Source organism: Pseudocitrobacter sp. 73 (assembly GCF_008369545.1).
GTDB classification, from domain to species: domain Bacteria; phylum Pseudomonadota; class Gammaproteobacteria; order Enterobacterales; family Enterobacteriaceae; genus Pseudocitrobacter; species Pseudocitrobacter vendiensis.
This window is the reverse complement of the sequence record NZ_VTZO01000009.1, coordinates 411,560-432,215: the sequence shown is the minus strand read 5'-3', so window position 1 is coordinate 432,215 and position 20,656 is coordinate 411,560. Positions and strand designations below refer to the sequence as shown.

16 protein-coding genes are annotated in these 20,656 nt (G+C 55.7%); 6 read left to right on the top strand and 10 right to left on the bottom strand.

All coding sequences use genetic code 11. The features are described 5' to 3' along the window. The first annotated feature begins 11 nt into the window (after positions 1-11). Entirely contained in the window at positions 12-740 is a 729-nt protein-coding gene (locus F0Q32_RS11515; RefSeq protein WP_149463171.1) for a hypothetical protein, read from the top strand. A 118-nt stretch (positions 741-858) separates the two neighbouring features. After that, positions 859-1,248 (top strand): DUF3461 family protein, encoded by a 390-nt coding sequence (locus F0Q32_RS11510; protein ID WP_015965851.1) that lies wholly within the window; start codon positions 859-861, stop codon positions 1,246-1,248. Positions 1,249-1,371: 123 nt separating this feature from the next. On the opposite strand, the gene cdaR is transcribed toward F0Q32_RS11510, so the two are convergent. The 3 genes from cdaR to dgt form a co-directional block, all read right to left on the bottom strand. After that, positions 1,372-2,529 carry a DNA-binding transcriptional regulator CdaR gene (gene cdaR / locus F0Q32_RS11505; RefSeq protein ID WP_015965852.1) on the bottom strand — a complete coding sequence of 386 codons (1,158 nt, stop codon included), beginning with the start codon at positions 2,527-2,529 and terminating at the stop codon, positions 1,372-1,374. A 159-nt stretch (positions 2,530-2,688) separates the two neighbouring features. Beyond that, positions 2,689-4,122 carry a serine endoprotease DegP gene (degP, locus tag F0Q32_RS11500; RefSeq protein ID WP_149463170.1) on the bottom strand — a complete coding sequence of 478 codons (1,434 nt, stop codon included), beginning with the start codon at positions 4,120-4,122 and terminating at the stop codon, positions 2,689-2,691. Between the two features lie 135 nt (positions 4,123-4,257). Continuing rightward, on the bottom strand, positions 4,258-5,772 hold the full coding sequence (gene dgt, locus F0Q32_RS11495) for a dGTPase (RefSeq protein ID WP_149463169.1): 1,515 nt from the start codon (positions 5,770-5,772) through the stop codon (positions 4,258-4,260). A gap of 83 nt (positions 5,773-5,855) precedes the next feature. On the opposite strand from dgt, the gene mtnN reads away from it, so the two are divergent. From mtnN to F0Q32_RS11480, 3 genes are read left to right on the top strand one after another with little or no spacing between them, the layout of a single operon-like run. Continuing rightward, entirely contained in the window at positions 5,856-6,554 is a 699-nt protein-coding gene (mtnN, locus tag F0Q32_RS11490) for a 5'-methylthioadenosine/S-adenosylhomocysteine nucleosidase (protein WP_149463168.1), read from the top strand. Further along, positions 6,547-7,347, top strand: a complete 801-nt coding sequence (gene btuF / locus F0Q32_RS11485) for a vitamin B12 ABC transporter substrate-binding protein BtuF (protein ID WP_149463167.1) — start codon at positions 6,547-6,549, stop codon at positions 7,345-7,347. Before mtnN ends, btuF begins: the two co-directional genes overlap by 8 nt. 16 nt (positions 7,348-7,363) lie before the next feature. Then, the gene (locus F0Q32_RS11480; RefSeq protein ID WP_149463166.1) at positions 7,364-7,987 is read left to right on the top strand and encodes a TRIC cation channel family protein; all 624 of its coding nucleotides are present in this window, start codon (positions 7,364-7,366) and stop codon (positions 7,985-7,987) included. 40 nt (positions 7,988-8,027) lie between these two features. On the opposite strand, the gene erpA is transcribed toward F0Q32_RS11480, so the two are convergent. Next, entirely contained in the window at positions 8,028-8,372 is a 345-nt protein-coding gene (gene erpA / locus F0Q32_RS11475; RefSeq protein ID WP_015965859.1) for an iron-sulfur cluster insertion protein ErpA, read from the bottom strand. A gap of 81 nt (positions 8,373-8,453) precedes the next feature. Then, entirely contained in the window at positions 8,454-9,872 is a 1,419-nt protein-coding gene (gene clcA / locus F0Q32_RS11470) for a H(+)/Cl(-) exchange transporter ClcA (protein WP_149463165.1), read from the bottom strand. A gap of 183 nt (positions 9,873-10,055) precedes the next feature. On the opposite strand from clcA, the gene hemL reads away from it, so the two are divergent. Next, positions 10,056-11,336 (top strand): glutamate-1-semialdehyde 2,1-aminomutase, encoded by a 1,281-nt coding sequence (gene hemL, locus F0Q32_RS11465; RefSeq protein WP_149463164.1) that lies wholly within the window; start codon positions 10,056-10,058, stop codon positions 11,334-11,336. Positions 11,337-11,521: 185 nt separating this feature from the next. On the opposite strand, the gene fhuB is transcribed toward hemL, so the two are convergent. From fhuB to mrcB, 5 genes are all read right to left on the bottom strand, one after another. Further along, the gene (gene fhuB, locus F0Q32_RS11460) at positions 11,522-13,504 is read right to left on the bottom strand and encodes a Fe(3+)-hydroxamate ABC transporter permease FhuB (protein WP_149463163.1); all 1,983 of its coding nucleotides are present in this window, start codon (positions 13,502-13,504) and stop codon (positions 11,522-11,524) included. Then, complete coding sequence (fhuD, locus tag F0Q32_RS11455; RefSeq protein WP_149463162.1) at positions 13,501-14,391, bottom strand: Fe(3+)-hydroxamate ABC transporter substrate-binding protein FhuD; 891 nt, start codon at positions 14,389-14,391, stop codon at positions 13,501-13,503. The genes fhuB and fhuD overlap by 4 nt, the downstream gene beginning before the upstream one ends. Then, on the bottom strand, positions 14,391-15,293 hold the full coding sequence (fhuC, locus tag F0Q32_RS11450; protein WP_370516876.1) for a Fe3+-hydroxamate ABC transporter ATP-binding protein FhuC: 903 nt from the start codon (positions 15,291-15,293) through the stop codon (positions 14,391-14,393). The genes fhuD and fhuC overlap by 1 nt, the downstream gene beginning before the upstream one ends. Continuing rightward, positions 15,239-17,449, bottom strand: coding sequence for a ferrichrome porin FhuA (gene fhuA, locus F0Q32_RS11445; RefSeq protein WP_149463160.1), 2,211 nt, complete (start codon positions 17,447-17,449; stop codon positions 15,239-15,241). Before fhuA ends, fhuC begins: the two co-directional genes overlap by 55 nt. 241 nt (positions 17,450-17,690) lie before the next feature. Then, positions 17,691-20,234: a bifunctional glycosyl transferase/transpeptidase gene (gene mrcB, locus F0Q32_RS11440; protein ID WP_149463159.1), complete on the bottom strand. Its 2,544-nt coding sequence runs from the start codon at positions 20,232-20,234 to the stop codon at positions 17,691-17,693. Positions 20,235-20,656: the final 422 nt, after the last annotated feature.

The window sequence follows — 20,656 nt, the reverse complement described above, 5'->3', positions numbered from 1 at the left end:
AGGGAGAGAAAATGATGGATTATTATCTGGGCGGCTATCTTTTATTGCATTGTTTGCCAATTAAACATTCACAGCCACAATTGAATGGTAAACCGTTACTCACCTGCAGTACCTGTTTTAATGAAAGCCTTCTCGATGATTGGTCGTACTGCTGGCTCGGTTTTGATAAAAATGCTCTTTACGACGCCACGTCGACAATAAGTGAACATCTTGCCGCTGCATTTTCTTTAAATAGTGAGAGATGGGAACAAATTTGTGTCTGGGCCAATGAAAATTATGAGCGTGAAAAAATAGGTTGGCCCGATCTCTTCATGGATGCCGATACCGCCATTGAGTACAAGCAAACTTTTTTTCCTGATTTAAGCCACTGTTATCTTCTTGCTTTGTATTTCTCCGAAAAAGACACCTTACGATTTATCGATTCATGGCAACCTCGCGGCGTGATGGAAGGTGCACCGGGCATTCATCAGAAACTGAGTGTTATGCAACCGGAAGAGCACAATGAAAATGAGCGGTTGCTTGGTTATGATATCGTCGGCCTTGATGGCGGGTTCCATACCTCCCACTGTCACGGTCTGCACGACATCCTCCACCAGCGCTTCGGCCTCACGCTCAATGAACACGGTCTCTACAACAGCATTCTCGACTGGCAACCCGTCGTTGACTATATGAATGATGAAAAGACCGCATGCGAACCGGTACCGTGGGGTATCGCTAAGATAAAACAGGTAATTTTCTAATTTTTACGCCATGATAATAGTCGGGCAAAAAGGCTTTCGTGCGATCTCAGTCGAGCCGGGGCCACCGGGCTGGATGATAAGATAATCAAAATTAACTGACTCCTTTTGAGGTACCGCTATGTACGATAATCTGAAAAGTTTGGGCATTACCAATCCTGATGAAATCGATCGTTACAGCCTCCGGCAGGAAGCCAACAACGATATCCTGAAAATCTACTTCCAGAAGGATAAGGGTGAGTTTTTCGCTAAAAGCGTGAAGTTTAAGTATCCGCGTCAGCGCAAAACCGTTGCCGCCGACGGCGTTGGGCAGGGTTACAAAGAGGTGCAGGAGATAAGCCCTAACCTGCGCTATGTGATTGATGAACTGGATCAGATTTGCCAGCGCGATCGTACCGAGGTGGATCTGAAGCGTAAGATCCTGGACGATCTGCGTCACCTGGAGTCGGTGGTGACCAATAAGATCAGCGAGATTGAAGCGGATCTGGAAAAACTGACGCGGAATAAATAGCCCCTCACCCCGGCCCTCTCCCACAGGGAGAGGGAGAAAACCGGCGCGCGAAATAACCGTTGTGCACAGTCAGTCCCCTCTCCCTCAGGGAGAGGGTTAGGGTGAGGGTGGTCCGCGGTTCAGCTACGGCTGCTCATCCAGCTGCAACGCCACATACAGCAGCAACCTATCGTCAAAATTACTTAAATCCAGCCCCGTTAATTCTGAAATGCGATTCAGGCGGTACTCCAGCGTATTACGGTGAATAAACAGCGCCTTCGATGTTGCCAGCGGCTGCACATTATGGCGGAACCACGCCGCGAGAGTGCGCCTGAGTAATCCGTTGTTATCCATCGCCTTTAACCGCGTTAACGGGCGGGCCAGCTCATTGGCCTGCCAGCCGCCGCGCAGGCTGTCGAGCAGTACCGGCAGCATCAGGTCCTGATAAAAGTAGCTGCGGCTTTCCGGCATGCGCTGTTTTCCCACCATCATGGTGGTGCGCGCCGTGCGGTAAGAACGTGCAATACTGCCCGGCCCGGTAAAATAGTTACCCAGCGAGACGCGAAAACGCAGTTGTCCGTTCTCTTTCATTCGCGCGATAAGTTGCTCGACGCGTTTGCGGTGATCTTCCGCATCCCAGCGGCCAAACTGATTCAGCGCCGGTTTCAGCACCACCATTTCAGTCAGTGAGACAATCGCAATCAGGTTATTTCGCTCGGGCGTGGTCAACGCATTTTGCAATTGCTGAAGCTCAGCCATCGCGCTATCCACCCCAAGCTGCCCGCTGTCCACTTCCACCACCGCCACCACGCGCGGCTGGTTTAAATCGATGCCCAGACGCTGGGCCCATTCGGTTAACGCGGGCGTATTCTCTTCCGCCTGAATCAGGTTCATCACCAGCTCTTCACGCAGGCGGCTATCCTGCGCCAAAAGATGCATCAGACGTGACTGTTCGAGCATCATTTCGGCGGTCATGCACACCAGTTCGCCATATTTACGCAGCGTCTCCGGTTCGCCAGTCAGTCCGATGACGCCAACAATCTCGCCCTCCAGTCGCAGCGGCAGGTTGATCCCCTGACGCACGCCGTGCAGATGCCTGGCAACCGCATCATCAATGTCCACCACCCTGCCCTGAGAAAGCACCAACAGCGCGCCTTCGTGCAATTCACCAATACGCTCGCGATCGCCGCTGCCGATGATGCGACCACGGGCGTCCATGACGTTAATGTTGGTGTCGATAATGCGCATGGTTCGCGCCACGATATCCTGCGCCATTTTGGTATCAAGATGCCAGCCAGCCATGTAATCCTCCTGTGAGCAGCTTACAGCATAAGGAAGATGACTAATCGTCGCACTGTGCAAATGCACAAAGCCAGGGTGAGAAATATGGAGTTGTGGAAGGCTTCACAGAACAAGGAGAAAACCCTTTCCCCAGGACAGGGAAAGGGTTGGCTGAGGGGATTACTGCATCAACAGGTAGATAGAGCTATCGCCACGCTGAATGTTCAGCGCCAGTACAGACGGTTTGCTGTCGAGAATTTTGCGCAGCTCAGCGATGTTTTTCACCGCCTGCTGGTTTGCGCCCACAATCACATCACCTTTTTTCAGGCCAATCTGTGCAGCAGGGGAACCGGCTTTCACCGTATTCACCACCACGCCTTTATCCTGGCCTTTATTGCTCATTTCCGCCCCTTCAATGCCGCTGAAGATGGAGCTGGAATCAACCTGATTCTGGCTGCTTTGCTGCAGTTCCAGGCTCACGGTCACCGGTTTGCCGTCACGCAGCAGGCCGAGGCTGATTTTGCTGCCGATCGGCATGGTGCCAACCTGTGCACGCAGCGCCGCGAAGCTGCTGATTTGTTTACCGTTCAGGGAGGTGATCACATCACCCGCTTTAATCCCCGCTTTTGCTGCGGAAGAGTTCGGCATCACCTGGCTGACAAAGGCCCCGCGCTGAGCGTCAACTTTCATCGCTTTCGCCAGTTCGGAGTTCAGCTCGGTCCCCATGATCCCCAGCTCACCGCGTTTCACCTGACCGAATTCCACCATCTGTGAGGTCAGGTTTTTCACCATGTTACTCGGGATAGCAAAGCCGATACCGATGTTGCCGCCGTCCGGTGCCAGAATCGCGGTGTTGATACCGATCAGTTCACCGTTCAGGTTCACCAGCGCACCACCGGAGTTGCCCCGGTTAATCGCCGCATCGGTCTGGATAAAGTTTTCATAGTTTTCAACGTTCAGGCCGCTACGTCCCAGCGCAGAAACGATACCGGAGGTCACGGTTTCGCCCAGACCAAACGGGTTACCGATGGCAACGGTATAGTCACCCACGCGCAGCGCGTCAGAATCAGCCAGTTTAATCGCCGTCAGATTTTTCGGATCCTGAATCTGGATCAGCGCGATATCGGATCGCGGATCTTTGCCGACGATTTTGGCATCAAACTTACGGCCGTCACTCAACTGCACTTTAATGGTTGTCGCGTTATCCACCACGTGGTTATTCGTGACGACATAGCCTTTCGCCGCGTCAATCACGACGCCAGAACCCAGCGCCTGGAATTTTTGTTGCTGACCGCCGCCCTGGCCGCCATCAGGTCCGCCGCCCTGACAGAACGGTGAGTTCTGGAAGGGAGAACCGTCCTGGCAGAAAGGCGAGTTGTCGCCGAAGAACTGCTGGAAGTTACGCCCCATGCGCGGGGTGTTCACGGTCGTGCTGCCTTCAACGTTGATACTGACTACGGACGGCATCACTTTTTCCAGCATTGGCGCCAGGCTTGGCATTTGCTGTGCGGTCGTGGCGGATGACGCCGTCTCAGCCGCGCTAGCGGACAACGGAGACAATGCCAAACTTAAACTAAGAGCCAGTGCACTCATTGCTAACGTGGTTTTTTTCATGTGTTTCAATCTCAATTTCAGATTATGCAAAGTTGCTGTGTACGTGACTATCAGAGTCGTATTCTGACGCGAAGTTCCGCGCTTAAGGCGCTGGAAAAAGTAAAAATTTATTGTCTGTCTTTACAAAACTCGTGGTTATTCCACCGCCATCAGACGACGATATTCATCCCACGCGTAAAGATCGGTCATTCCGCTGATATAGTCCTGAATCAGGCGACAGCGATAATAGTATTCCATCACCGGGAATTCTGCTGAGTCACGCGATACTTTATTTACCGCCTCAATATACGCCAGTCGATGGTTACGCGAGAGTTTCTGGAAAAGGCGCGATTCTATCGGCAGCGATACGATGCGTTCTTTCTCAACCAACAACGTGAAGTCACTTTGCGATAATTTCAACAGGGGAGAATAGATTTCCAACAACCCACTAATCACCCGATAACCCTGAAGTTCAAGCATCTCGACATCAGAATGACTAAACACATGTTTTATCGCGACTTTTTTATAGAGATCCAATAACTGGTTATAATCGCTTTCATCTTCCAGCAGGGCATGATTAAAGTCGCCACGATAGATATCCGGCAGATTATCAATAAAGCGCTGGGCGGCGAAGGGCACCAGTTTATTTAGCGTATTGACGCGTAAATACATAAAGAACTGATCGACCGTACTGCGACTTAATGAATTGGAACGCGATTTATCCCAGGCATTTTCGACCACCTGCGCGAACAGAGAACCTTTCCCATGTTCGGGCCAGGCATCATGTAAATGTTGATAAAGCTGCTCGACGCTAAAGATACGTTTTTCTACCGCATCCTCAAGATCCGCCACACAATAGGAGATATCGTCCGCCGCCTCCATAATCCAGGTTAGGGGGAAGCGATTGTAAGGCGCTAAATCCAGTTCTTTACGTAAGCGCGTAATATAGTGTTCTTCGGCTAAATAATAGCCAGGTTTTTTCATTAAATAGCTGTGGCTTGCCGGCACGTCGCTGGCCCACCAGGCGGGGCGAGTATATTTCAGAATACAGCCGACCTGCGCCCACGTAAGATTCATGCGCATTAAGGTATGTACCATGCGAATGCCCTGCGCATTGCCTTCAAAATGACAGAGATCCTGACGCACCTTCCGACGCAATTCATTCTGCGTCTCATCGCCTTCTTGCAAACGCAGTGTAGCAACCACACAGCGATCGTGGCTCAGCGGTTGCTGGGTGGCATCCGCCGGAACCAGCCGTTGGCGGAACCAGTCATTGATGGCCGCTTCGCCAAAATGACCAAACGGTGGATTACCAATGTCGTGCATCAGGCAGGCCATCTCAACGATGCTTTCGAATGGCCCGGTCAGCTCATTCAGCCCATAAGTGGCTAACAGCTTTTTCTCTTTCAGACGGCTGAGCACTTCTTTCGCGATGTAACGCCCTACCTGCTGTACTTCCAGCGAATGGGTAAGACGCGTGCGCACGGCAGCATTGCGCTCCAGCGGGAAAACCTGGGTTTTCTGCTGTAAACGACGAATCGCCGGTGAGTTAATAATGCGCCCGCGATCGCTTTCGAATATTTGCAGAATTTCATGCTCAGAGCTGACGCCTTCTGGCGAGCGATAACGCCGGCCCCAGTTAATCTTGTTGCGAAAATCAATCTTAGCCATAGCCTCTCCATCGCGAGAAATGCGCTTCCCCTGAACCCCATGGTAGACTATGCATCCAATTAGGGCATATCGCGAGTAAATCTATGAAAATCGGCATCATTGGCGCAATGGAAGAAGAAGTTACGCTGCTGCGTGACAAAATCGAAAACCGTGAAACTCTCTCCATCGGCGGAAGTGAAATTTATACCGGCCAGCTTAACGGGGTGGATGTCGCGTTACTGAAATCCGGTATCGGTAAAGTCGCTGCCGCGATGGGTGCAACCCTGCTGCTGGAACGTTGCCAGCCGGACGTGATTATCAATACCGGTTCTGCGGGTGGCCTGGCGCCGACGCTGAGGGTGGGTGATATCGTGGTTTCCGATGAAGCGCGCTATCACGATGCGGATGTGACCGCGTTCGGCTACGAGTTTGGTCAGCTTCCGGGTTGTCCGGCAGGTTTTAAAGCCGACGAAAAGCTGATCTCTGCGGCAGAAGAGTGCATTAAAGCATTAAATCTGAATGCGGTACGTGGGCTGATCGTCAGCGGCGACGCCTTCATCAACGGCTCCGTAGGCCTGGCGAAAATCCGTCACAACTTCCCGCAGGCAGTGGCCGTTGAAATGGAAGCGACCGCCATCGCGCACGTCTGCCACAACTTTAACGTCCCGTTCGTGGTGGTCCGCGCGATCTCCGACGTCGCTGACCAGCAGTCTCACCTGAGCTTTGACGAGTTCCTGGCGGTAGCGGCAAAACAGTCCACCCTGATGGTGGAAACCCTGGTGCAGAAGCTGGCGCGTGGTTAAGTCGCTGCTTAAAGGGCTTCTCGCCCTCGCACTGGTTGCCCCGGCGTGGCTTGGTGCCGCGCCGCGGGTCATTACTCTCTCTCCAGCCAATACGGAACTGGCCTTTGCGGCCGGGATCACCCCGATTGGCGTCAGCAACTATTCCGACTACCCGGAAGCGGCAAAAAGTATTGAGCAAGTCGCCTCATGGCAGGGGATTAACCTCGAACGCATCGTGGCACTTAAGCCCGATGTGGTGCTTGCCTGGCGAGAAGGCAACGCCGAACGTCAGGTTAACCAGTTGAGTTCGTTGGGCATTAAAGTCGTATGGATAGACAACCATACGGTGGAAAGCATTGCCGCTACGCTGCGCGAAATCGCCCGATGGAGCCCACACCCGGAAAAAGCGGAACAGGCCGCCAGCCAACTGCTGCGCGACTACACCGAACTCAAAGCCCGCTATGCAAATCAGCCCAAAAAACGGGTATTTCTCCAGTTCGGTTTTAATCCTATCTTTACCAGCAACAAAGCCGCCATTCAGAACCAGGTGCTGGAGATTTGCGGGGGTGAAAACATCTTCGCCGACAGCCGCGTTCCCTGGCCACAGGTGAGCCGCGAACAGGTGCTTACACGCCAGCCACAGGCGATTGTGGTTGCCGGCGGCGCGAGTCAAATTCCGAAAATCGAGCAGTATTGGGGCAGTCAGCTCACAATCCCGGTGATTCCTCTCAATAGCGACTGGTTTGAACGTGCAAGCCCACGTATTATCCTCGCCGCGAAACAACTCTGTACTGCCCTGGCGCAGGTTAATTGATAGGTTAACTCAGGATATGCTCGTCTACTGGCTGGATATTCTTGGCACAATGGTATTTGCCGTTTCCGGCGTTCTGCTCGCCGGAAAACTGCGTATGGACCCGTTTGGTGTGCTGGTGCTGGGCGTGGTCACCGCTGTCGGCGGCGGAACAATCCGCGATATGGCCCTTGATCACGGCCCGGTTTTTTGGGTAAAAGATCCCACTGACCTGGTGGTGGCGATGGTCACCTGTATGCTCACTATCGTGCTGGTGCGTCAACCGCGCCGCCTGCCAAAGTGGGTATTACCGGTGCTGGATGCCGTCGGCCTCGCGGTGTTTGTCGGCATTGGCGTGAATAAAGCGTTTCTTGCTGAAACCGGGCCACTGGTCGCCGTTTGTATGGGCGTTATCACCGGTGTCGGCGGCGGGATTATCCGCGACGTGCTGGCGCGCGAAGTACCGATGATCCTGCGAACGGAAATTTATGCCACGGCCTGTATCATCGGCGGCATCGTCCACGCCACGGCGTTTTATACTTTCAAGGTTCCGCTGGAGAGCGCCAGTATGATTGGCATGGTGGTGACGTTGGTCATTCGCCTGGCAGCGATCCACTGGCATCTGAAACTGCCGACCTTTGCGCTGGACGAACCGGGGAAATAGCCTGATTTAACCGGATAGCGCGCACGCCATCCGGTAATCATCAGATACTGAACGAAGAACCGCAGCCGCAGGTGCTGGTCGCGTTCGGGTTGGTCACGATAAAACGGGAACCTTCCAGACCTTCGGTGTAATCAACAGAACCGCCAACCAGATACTGCAGGCTCATCGGGTCAACGACCAGGCCTACGCCCTGTTTCTCAATGGTCATATCGCCTTCGTTGATCTGATCGTCAAAAGTGAAGCCGTACTGGAAACCGCTGCAACCACCGCCGGTGATATACACGCGCAGTTTCATATTCGGATTGTCTTCATCTGCAATCAGGTCTTTTACTTTAGAGGCTGCGGCGTCGGTAAACTCCAGCGGCAGCACAACTTCATCACTCATTTTTTGCTCCCATTAATACTGTAATCTGGGCAAATAATAACCCGATTCTTTTGGTCATTATCTAATACCCTGGTAATTCATTCAAGTATTCTGCCCGGCCGCTTGCTGGGCTTTTGCCGCCTGTTCTGCTTCCTGTTTCGCCAGCGTTCGCGCCAGGATCGTGGCGTAGAGCGGCTTGCCGCCCAGGAACTGCGCCAATAGCGTGGCACCTAAGCAGGTAATAATCATTGGCAAAATGAGCTGATAATTGTCGGTCATCTCCAGCACCAGCACAATCCCGGTAAGCGGCGCACGCACCGACGCGGCCATTAATGCGCCCATGCCTGCGATAGCAAACGTACCCGCCTCAAGATGGTAGCCCGGAAAAACGTTCATTGCCGCCATGCCGAACGCGGTGCCCAGCAGTGTGCCCAGCGCCAGCATTGGGGCGAAAATCCCGCCCGGCGCGCCAGAGGAGAAGCAAAGCAGCGTGGTCAGTACGCGTGCGATAAAGATAAACAGCAGCAAACCTACGCTGTAGTTGCCTGCAGCCGCAATCGGAATCAGGTTAAAACCGCCACCCGCCGCCGCCGGTTCAATCAACCCAAGCACGCCGCACAGCCCGCCAATCAGGCCGCCGATTAAGACCCACTTTTTGATTTCGCCACCGTGAATGCGCTGGAACATATCCTGCGTTCTCAACACCAGCGTATTGAAGATGGGGCCGACGATACCAAAAATCATCCCCAGCACCAGATAAAGCCACAGCGTGTTCACCGGTGCGTTGGTCAGTTTGCCCACTTCAATTACCGGCGTCTCGCCGTTAAAGATGCGAAACACGATGCTCGACATAATGACGCCGGTAAAGACAGCTTTTATGGAAACCAGGTTATAGCGAAACTGCGAGCGCATCTCTTCAATGATGAACAGGATCCCCGCCAGCGGTGCATTGAACGCCGCCGACAACCCCGCCGCCGCGCCGGTTGCCAGCAGGGTGTGACGCGCTTCGGCGCTGCGCATACGGAAGATATCGCCAATCATGCGCCCGATATTACCGCCGATTTGCACCGTCGGCCCTTCTCGCCCGAGTACCATCCCGGCCCCGAGTGTCCCCATCCCGCCGATAAATTTCACTGGCAGCACGCGCCACCAGCGCACCGGACGCAACTCTTCCAGCGCGCCCTCAATTTCAGGAATACCCGAGCCCCCCGCTTCCGGCGCAAAGCGCCGTACTAAGAAGTATCCCACCATCGCCAGCAGCCCGGAAAGAATAAAGGCCAGCGGCCAGACGATAAACCAGTGATCCGCCACCTGCGCGATCGACGCCATACGGAGGTTAGACACCCAGTTCACCGCTTTTTCGAACGCCACGCCAACGAAACCGGCGACGGTGCCGACCAGCGCGGCCATCAACAGAACTTTTAGCGGCGTTTTATCGCGGTTCAATAACCGGCGTATCGTATCGCCACGACGTAAGCGTGCAATTTGCTGTGACTCAAAAGAGGAAGAATCTGCTTTCATCTGCTTATCATAAATTGGTAATACAAATCCGAAGGAGGCATTCTAACGGGCCTCTCGCCCCTCGTCGCGTAAAAAATCCCCTGAATGACCGAGTGTTTCATTTCGGCAAAACTTTCATAACCTTCCTGGAATAATTAGAATAGCCCGTTAATCATTTTCCTCCCCCGAATCAGGAGCCGTTTCATGAGCAAATCGGAAAACCTCTACAACGCCGCACGAAAACTTATTCCCGGCGGCGTCAACTCACCGGTACGCGCCTTCACCGGCGTGGGTGGCACACCGCTGTTTATCGAACGTGCGGACGGGGCTTACCTGTATGATGCGGATGGCAAAGCCTACGTCGATTACGTCGGCTCCTGGGGTCCGATGGTGCTGGGCCACAATAACCCGACCATCCGTAACGCGGTGATTGAAGCCGCCGAACGTGGTCTGAGCTTCGGTGCGCCAACCGAAATGGAAGTGAAAATGGCGGAACTGGTGACTGAACTGGTGCCGACCATGGACATGGTTCGCATGGTGAACTCAGGAACGGAAGCGACCATGAGCGCCATTCGCCTGGCGCGTGGCTTCACGGGCCGCGATAAAATCATCAAATTCGAAGGTTGCTACCACGGTCACGCCGATCACCTGTTGGTAAAAGCCGGTTCCGGCGCGCTGACCCTCGGCCAGCCAAACTCCCCAGGCGTTCCGGCAGATTTCGCCAAACACACGCTGACCTGCACCTATAACGATCTCGCCTCCGTGCGCGAGGCGTTCGAGCAGTTCCCGCAGGAGATCGCCTGCATCATCGTGGAACCGGTCGCGGGCAACATGAACTGTGTACCGCCGCTGCCGGAATTCCTGCCGGGCCTGCGCGCCCTGTGCGATGAATTTGGCGCGCTGCTGATCATCGATGAAGTCATGACCGGTTTCCGCGTCGCACTGGCGGGCGCGCAGTCTTACTATGACGTCGTGCCGGATCTCACCTGCCTTGGCAAAATCATCGGCGGCGGCATGCCAGTCGGCGCTTTTGGCGGACGCCGTGATGTGATGGACGCGCTGGCGCCAACTGGCCCGGTTTATCAGGCGGGTACGCTTTCCGGTAACCCGATTGCAATGGCCGCAGGCTACGCGTGCCTGACGCAGGTGGCGCAGCCAGGCGTGCACGAAACCTTAGACGAGCTTACGACCCAACTGGCAGAAGGTTTGCTGGAAGTGGCTGCAGAGACAGGAATTCCTCTGGTGGTTAACCACGTTGGCGGGATGTTCGGGATTTTCTTCACCGATGCAGAAACGGTGACCTGCTATCAGGACGTCCTGAAATGCGACGTGGAGCGCTTCAAGCGTTTCTTCCACCTGATGCTGGACGAAGGGATTTATCTGGCGCCATCGGCGTTTGAAGCGGGCTTTATGTCCGTGGCGCATACGCCGGAAGATATTAATAAAACCATTGATGCCGCGCGTAAGGTGTTTGCGCAGCTGTAGCCCCCTCACCCTAACCCTCTCCCACAGGGAGAGGGAACCGACCGTGCAATTGTTTTCTCCCTCTTACACAGGGAGAGAGAACCGACCGGGCGCTTGTTTTCTCCCCCCACACACAGGAAGAGAGAACCGACCGGCGCTTGTTTTCCCCCTCTCCCTCAGGGAGAGGGCCGGGGTGAGGGTCTTTTCTAACGACTCTGCTTTCTCAGTAAATAAATAAAGTACGGCGCGCCGATAAAGGTCGACAGCAACCCTGCCGGGATCTGATACGGGAACATGATCATGCGCCCACACCAGTCGGCAAACACCAGCAGCAAGCCCCCTACCAGCGTAGACATCACGATATGCGGCATTGTACGGCGGAAGCCCATCATGCGCGCGATATGCGGTGCCATCAGGCCAACAAAGCTCAGCGGGCCGATGGTGAGCGTGGCCGCCGCCGTCAGACTGGCCGCCAGCAGCAAAAGCGCAATACGCGCAGGCGTTAGGGCGATCCCGACAGATCGTGCGGTATCCCCGCCCAGCGGCAGAATCGTTAACCAACGGCGACTCAACGGTACCAGCAGGAACAGCGCCGCCATCACCACCGCCGATTGCAGCACCTGCGTGCTGGTCGCATTGTAGGTTGAGCCCGAAATCCACGTCAGGATTTGCGCCATACGCGGATCACCACTCGCCTGCAACATCATCAGCAACATGGTAAACGCCGTGCTGAGCGCCATCCCTGCCAGCAGCATGCGGTGTGGCGAAAAGCCACCGCGTCCGGCGGCGATCAAAATAATCAGTAGCGTCACTGCCGCGCCAATACTGCCCGCAGGCAACAGCCAGCCAAAGGCATTCCCCGGCACGACAAACAGCATCAACACCACGCCGAACGCCGCGCCGGAACTGATCCCCAGCACTTCCGGGCTGGCCATCGGATTCCCCGTCAGACGCTGGATAATACAGCCCGCCACCGCCAGCATCATCCCGGCGATCAGCGCGGAGAGAACGCGAGGCCAGCGCCATTGCAGCAGTTCATCCAGTAGCGTTCCGCTCGCCCAGCGCCAGCCGTCGGCATCACGGCCAAACGCCAGTGCGGCGAACATCGCTACCAGCAGAATCACCAGACCAGCGATGGCCCATGCAGGCACGTTGTAACGCTCCTGCGCAACGCTATCGCTGGCGTTCATGGCCGGTGCGGTCATGCTGCGTAAACGTGGGAGCAGCCACAGCAGCAATGGCGCGCCAATCAGCGCGGTGACTGACCCGGTCGAGACTTCCATCCACACGCGGGTGAGCCAAATAATGATTTGGTCGGAGAGCCAGAGGATCAGCGCGCCAATCAGCGGCGCCAGCATCAGACGCGCCAGAAGACGGCGCGCGCCGAGCATTTTCGCCAGCAGCGGCGCAAACAGGCCGATAAAGCCGATAATGCCTACCGCGTTAACGAGGAAGGCGCTGATCACAATCGCCAGCGTTAACGCTGCCAGACGCGCCAGAGATAACGCCAGCCCCAGGTTGCGGGCCACGCCATCATCCAGGCCCATCAGCGTCAGTGGGCGCAGCAGCAGCAACGTGAGCATCACCCCGCCCAGCAGTTGCGGCCACAGACGTTCGACGATGCTCCAGTCGGTTTGTGTCAGGGTGCCGGTACTCCACAGGAACATGCTTTGTAACTGGTCATGATGGAATATCACCATCAGTTGATTAATCGCGCCGCAGTAAAGGCTGACCACCAGCCCCGCCAGAATCAGCGTCACCGGCGAGAGTCGCTTGCCCCACGCCACACCAAATACCAGCGCACCGACAATACACGCCCCGGCCAGCGCGGCAAACTGTGAGGTCAACGCGCCCGGGATAGCCCACAATGTGGTGACGGTCATACCAAGCTGCGCGCCGGTCGCCACGCCAAGCGTAGTCGGTTCCGCCAGTGGGTTACGCAACACCTGCTGGAACAGAACGCCAACCAGCCCAAGCCCCGCGCCAACCAGCAGCGAAATCGCCAGTCGCGGCGTCAGGCTATAGTGGAATAGCATCTGGTCGATAGAATCGATGTTTGGTTGACGAAGCGCCTGCATCCACTGCCCTCGCGGCAGCGCAATGTTAAAGTTAAACCAGGTCAACGTCAGTGCGACAATAAACAACGCCAGCAGCAACAGGGCGGCAAACGGGGAGATTTTGGTTCTCATGCTTTGCCTCCCAGCGCGTTATCCAGCACGCGGCCAAAATGCATTGCCGAGAGCGTCGCGCCGTAGAACCAGACCGCCGGCACACGCTGAAAACGGTTGGCCCGTACAAACGGCATCGCCTGCCACAGCGGCGTTGCCATCAGCTTACGCATCTCCGGGTCGTTGCCGTGGTCGAAGCAGAGCACATCCGCATCTTTGTAGGCGGCCAGGCGATCAATACCCACCGCCACGCTGCCCCAGAAGTTGGTTTCGCCCTGCCAGGCGTTTTTAACGCCAAGCGTGTCGAGCATCTCCTGAAACAGGCAGTTCGGCCCGAAGACCAGCATATGCCGCGCATCCAACAGCGTGACCATCAATAATGGGCGATCGCCACGCATCGCAAAACGCGGCTTCAGGCTTTCTACAAAGGCATCATATTCCCGCAGGTGCTGTTGCGCCTGCGGCTCGCGGCCAATCAGTTGTGCCATTTCAATAAGCGAATGACGCGCCTGCGTCAGCGGTTGCTTACCATCGCTAAAGGCAAAACCGCGCCCTGGCGCAATTTTCGCCAGTGTCTCGGCCGAAGGGCCATAGCCCGCCGACCAGACCAGAAACGACGGTTTCATCTGAGTCAGCAGTTCGAGGTTGGGTTCGGTACGCAGGCCAACGTCAATCACCGAATCCGGCAACGCGGGTTCATTCACCCACAGCGTATAGTTTGGGATATCGGCAATACCGTAAGGCGTGACGCCCAACGCCAGCAGCAGCTCAACCGGGAGCCACTCCAGCGCCACAATACGGTGAGGATCGACAGTCGCCGCCTGCGCGTTGCGCATTTGCCAGAGCAGCGGCGAGAGCGCCATTGCTGTTAGTAAACGCCGACGGCTAATCAAAGAGGAGGCATCCATCAATAAACAAAACTTACCGGCGCAGCGCCTGCCGGGTGTGGCAGTATTCCCATCGGAATACCGTAAATGTGTTCCAGCGTTTCGCTGCGCATCAGCTCGGCAGGTGTGCCCTGAGCGATCATCTCGCCGCCGCGCAGCGCCACTAAATAGTCGCAGTAACGCGCAGCCATGTTGATGTCGTGCAGTACCGCCACCACCGTCAGCCCGCGCTGCTGGCTTAAACGGTGCACCAGCGCCAGCACATCAACCTGATGCGCGATATCCAGCGCGGAAGTGGGCTCATCCAGCAGCAGGCAGCGGCTGTCCTGCGCCACCAGCATGGCAATCCACGCCCGCTGACGCTCGCCGCCGGAGAGGCTATCCACCAGGCGATTGGCCAGCGGTTTTAACCCTACCAGCGTGATCGCTTCTTCCACTTTTTCGCGGTCGGCTACGCCAAAACGCCCCAACGCCCCGTGCCACGGATAGCGACCAATCGCCACCAGCTCACGCACAGTCATCCCTTCCGCCTGCGGCAACTGCTGCGGCAGATAGGCGACTTTACGGGCAAACGCTTTGCTGTTCCAGCTGTCGAGCGGCTGCCCGTCCAGCAGAATCTCACCTTCCGACGGCGGCTGATGACGTCCAAGCATTTTCAGCAGCGTGGATTTACCGGAGCCGTTGTGGCCGATAAGGCCGGTGACTTTTCCCACCGGGAACGTGAGGGAGAGAGGGTGAAGCAGCGTGCGACCTGGAACCCGAAACGAGACGCTATCGAGTGCAAAGGTGGTATCTGGAGGGGTTGTGATGTCCTGCATAGCCGTCAACTTGTCAAAGGGCGCGGATAAACCGCGCCCGATAGGAGTGATTAGAAGCGGAAGGTCGCTGTCGCGACAACCTGACGTTCCGCGCCCCAGTAGCATGCATATTCGCTATAGCAGCTGGAGACATATTCACGGTCAAACAGGTTGTTGACGTTCACAGCAACAGACGACCCCGGCAGGCCGAAACGTGCCAGATCGTATTTCACCATCGCATCCGCCACGGTGTAGCTGCCGACATTGAACGACTCGTTTTTCTTCCCGGTCGAGGTATCGTATTTGTAGTAGCTGACGGTTGAACCCGTATAACGCACACCCGCACCGAAGGTCAGACCGCTCAGAACGGTATCGTAGAAGGTATAGTCCGTCCACAGAGAAGCCTGATTACGCGGAACTTCCGCCGGACGCTTACCTTTGAAGATAGTATCTTCAGTATACTCTGCGTCGGTGTAGCTGTAGGCAGCCGTCAGGTTGATGTTCGCATTCAGCGCCGCTTTTGCTTCCAGCTCAACGCCACGAGAACGGATTTCACCCGCCTGTACGCTATACATACCGGTAGGATCGTTCGGATCCGCCGTCAGGTTTTTATTCTTGGTGAGCTCGTACAGCGCCGCAGTCAGCACAATCGGTCTGTCGTTAGGCACGTACTTCACGCCCGCTTCGTACTGCTTACCGCGAGACGGATCAAACGGCGTGCCCTCTTTCGTTGAGCCAGAGGTCGGCTCGAAAGATTCGCTGTAGCTGAAGTACGGAGAAATACCGTTATCGAACAGATAGTTCAGGCCACCGCGCCAGGTGAACTGCTGGTCGTTCTTCTCAGCTAAAGAGTTGCCTGAACGGGTAAGGGTTGAGGTTTTCGCGTAGTCGTAGCGCCCCCCGAGCGTCAGTACCCACTTATCCCACTCGATTTGATCCTGCGCGTAGAGCCCCGTCTGTTCCATACGGTTGAGTACCGCATACGGGAAGTTGACGGACACATTCGCATTACCATACTGCGGGTTGCTCATATCCAGCGGGCTGGCAGAGCCGTAAAGCGCATCAACGTCGTTACGCATACGCGAGTAATCGACGCCGGTCAGCAGCGTGTGGTCCACGTCGCCGGTAGCAAAGTTGGACTGGAGTTGCGTATCAACGGTAAAGGCATTCAGCGCTTCGTCAGAACGAACATAGTTGCGGTTAATTTTACCCGCGCCGTTATAGCCAAAACCGTATACCGCTTTATAAAGCGTTTTCACCTGGTCGTAGCGCAGATTCTGGCGCACGGTGAAGGTATCGTTAAATGCGTGAGAGAAGTTGTAGCCCACCATCTGCTGGCGACGCTGCATCTTGTTGTCTTTCTCGCCTTCGTTGAAATCGGTCGGCAACTTATGTGAGTTACCATTCGCATCGACATAAGGCACAACGGTGCCCTCGCGCGGCAGCCAGCCATAGTAACCAGCATCAGGATCGCTCTGGAAGTTGCTCAGGAAAGTGAAGTCGGTTTTATCATCCGGACGCCAGCTAAAGGAAGGTGCGATGGCGTAGCGGGTTGATTTCGCCATCTCCTGCTTCGTGTCCTGGCTGCGGCCTAAACCGGTCAGACGATAGGACCACACGCCCGCATCATCGATCGCGTCGCTGAAGTCAAAGCCGGTCTGCCACAGGTTGTCCGTACCCATTTTAAACTGAATTTCGCGCAGGGGTTCGGTGGTCGGGCGTTTGCTGACCATGCTCACGATACCGCCTGGGTTGCTGTTGCCGTACAGCACCGACGTTGGCCCGCGCATGACTTCAACGCGTTCCAGGAAATAGGGGTCCATGGAGACTTCAGAATAGTTGTTACCCTGAAGTTTCATACCGTCCAGATACTGGTTGGTGTTTACGGTAGTAGGCGCAGTAAATCCGCGAATAGAAACAACATCATAAGTGGAAGAGCTACCGCGGGTAGAGAAAACGCTCGGCGTGTAGGCCATCGCTTCCTTTACGGTCGTCGGCTGACGCATTTCCATTTCCTGGCGCGTGATCACCGAAACAGACTGCGGCGTCTTTTCAATCGGCGTGTCGGTCTTGGTTGCGGTCGCTGAACGTTTCGCCGCGATTGTCGGTGCCGGGCCCCACGCGCTTTCCTGAGAAACAGGTGCCGCAGTGACGGTAATGGTTTCTTCTTTCGGTTGGTCCGCCGCCTGTGCATAGACAGACATGCCGCTAACCGCTGTGGCTACTACAACTGCGATTTTACGCAGCGAGTGGTTTGGCTGAGCAGTTTTCAGATGCGCCATTGGTATATCTCTGATGAAATGATGAATGATAACGTAAACGAGAATTATTATTATAACCGCCGAATAATAGGCCAAACGGCGGCGATATAGCAAGCAGTAAAGGGAGTGTTGTGGATTAAAGGTTCAAGAAATAACCAGATGAAAACAGAGGGTTAATAGATTGGTTTTAGTCATTACGTCATTCTGACAATCGCGCATAAAAAAGCCCGCTGACATAAGCGGGCTTTGCGCGTTGACGATATTAATTACCGCCAAACATATCCTTGATCCAGCCAGCGACGCCATCGCTGTCTTTCTCTTCTTTCTTCGGCTGCTCTTGTGGCTGCTGCTGTTGCTGCGGCTGAGAAGACTGGTCGAACGGGTTGCCCGACTGCTGCTCCTGTTGCTGCTGCATCATCTCACCCTGCTGGCAGAGCGCATCCGGCTCGGTCGTCCACACCGGTAACATACGTGAACCGCCAGAGCACACAAAGTTACCGTTGTAATCTACGCCCATATCAACAATATCTTCCGGCGGCGTCAGCACCAGCGGAATCGGTGACTGGTTTGCCAGATAGCGTTGATAAATCGACATTGCGCCGCTCGCCCCGTACAGCTTAGTCGGCTGGTTGTTATCGCGACCGACCCAGGTGATTACCACTTCACGACCGTCGATCCCGGCAAACCAGGTATCAACGTTGTTGTTGGTGGTGCCCGTTTTACCCGCCAGATGCAGGCCTGGATATTTTGCGCCCAACTGACGACCCGTACCCCGCTGCACCACCTGCTGCATGGTCCACAGGGTCATGTACGCGGCCTGCGCCGGAACAGCACGCTCAGCCTGTGGGTAGCTCTGATACAGCACCGTGCCGTCTTCCGCAATCACCGAACGCAATGCAGAAAGCGTCGCACGGTTACCGCCGCTGGAGATGGTCTGGAACGCCTGCGCCACTTCGATTGGCGTCAGGTTCAGAGCCCCCAGGATCATCGCCGGAACCGGGTGCAACTGATCTTTCGGCACGCCCAGTTTTTGCCAGGTATCGGTAATGGCTGGCAAGCCCAGCGCCATACCAAGGTTAACTGTCGGCACGTTCATGGAACGCGTTAGCGCATCCACCAGCATCACCTGACCGCTAAAGCGACGGTCATCGTTCTGCGGCGACCACACCTGACCATTAGGCTGACGCAGAGAAATCGGCGCATCAGCAATCCAGGTGTTCAGGCGATACTGATTCGGCTGGCTTAACGCCGTCAGATAGGTGGCCGGCTTCGCCAGCGAGCCAATGGAACGACGGGCCTGCATCGCGCGGTTATAACCGGCGAACTGCGGCTCTGCGCCCCCTACCATCGCCCGAACTTCACCGCTAAAGCGGTCAACCACCACCATCGCCGTTTCGAGATCGCTCAGCTTACGCTGCTTCTTCAGTACCGGAATACCCTCGGTCGCCGCTTTTTCTGCCGCATCCTGCGCCACGGAGTCGAAGGTAGTGAAGATCTTCACGCCGGAGAGATCTTTCACTTTATCGCCCAGTTTCGCCTGCAACTCCTGACGCACCATCTGCATAAACGCTGGCTGAGGTGAAATCACCCCGCCGCGTGGCTGCACGCCCAGTGGACGCGCACTCAGCATGTCGTACAACTCCTGGTCGATAACATTCTGCTGCTGAAGCAGACGCAGCACCAGGTTACGGCGTTCCAGTGCCAGTTTCGGGTTACGCCACGGGTTGTAGATGGACGCCCCTTTCACCATCCCGACCAGCAGTGCTTGCTGATCAAGACTCAGCTCTTCAACCGGACGGCCAAAGTAGTACAGGCTCGCCAGCGGGAAACCGCGAATTTCATTATCGCCGCTCTGACCGAGATAGACCTCGTTCATATACAGCTCAAGAATACGATCTTTGCTGTAGCGCGCATCCATCAGCACAGCCATGTACGCTTCGTTGGCTTTACGCCAGTAGGAACGTTCGCTGGAGAGGAACAGGTTCTTCACCAGCTGCTGCGTCAGCGTACTCGCGCCCTGCACCGTACGCCCAGCAGTCAGGTTCGCCAGCACCGCACGACCGATAGAGTAGAGGCTCACGCCATCATGCTCGTAGAAGTGACGGTCTTCGGTTGCCAGCAGAGTGTCTACCAGCAGGTCCGGGAAACCGCTACGCGGCACAAACAGACGCTGCTCGCCGTTTGGCGACGAGAGCATGGTGATCAGGCGCGGATCAAGACGGAAGAAACCGAACTGACGGTTGTTCTCCATGTTTTCGATCGTATCCAGATGATCGCCATCAAAGGTCAGACGTGCGCGTACTTGCCCTTCTTTGCTGTCCGGGAAATCGAAGGGACGGCGGATCATCTCAATGCTGTTAGCCTGCACGGTGAACTCGCCCGGACGCGTCATCGCGGTTACCTGGCGGTACTGTGTCGCCGTTAACAGCTGCACCATCTCTTTCTTGCTGATGGGCATATCCGGCTCAAGGTTAACCATGCGGCCATACACCGCCGCCGGCAGTTGCCAGACTTTACCGTCGATACGGCTGCGAATTTTCTGGTCCAGATAGACACCGTAAATCGCCAGCAGAACGGCAAAAACGATAGCCAGCTTCACCAGCAGCCAGAACCAGCCGTGTTTTCTACGAGGCTTGCCGCCCTTGCCCTTTCCTTTACGTGGTGGCATTGGCTCATCATCCTCATAGTCATCATCATAATCGTCGTCGTAATCCTCATCTCTGAGACGACGACGGCTCACCTTTTGTTTCGCCGGACGCGCAGGCTTGCCTTTACGTCCAATCGGCTCGCGGTCATTCCCCGCCATGCTTTCTCTCCGCAACATTCAGGCGCAAAGGCCTGATTCTCAGTTCTTCTGTTTTGGAACAGAAGAAGATATCTCTCAAATTTGCTCGATCTATCCCCTCTCCCATAGGAAGAGGGGGAAAACCCGTGCTGAACTTAGCCACAAGCACTGTCTGTCTCCTCTCCCTTGAGGGAGAGGGTTAGGGTGAGGGGGAACGTGCGCGCTGTTGCCCTCACCCCGGCCCTCTCCCACAGGGAGAGGGGGAAAACCCGTGCTGAACTTAGCCACAAGCACTGTCTGTCCCCTCTCCCTTAAGGGAGAGGGTTAGGGTGAGGGGGGAACGTGCGCGCTGTTGCCCTCACCCCGGCCCTCTCCCACAGGGAGAGGGGAAAACCCGTGCTGAACTTAGCCACAAGCGCTGTCTGTCCCCTCTCCCTTGAGGG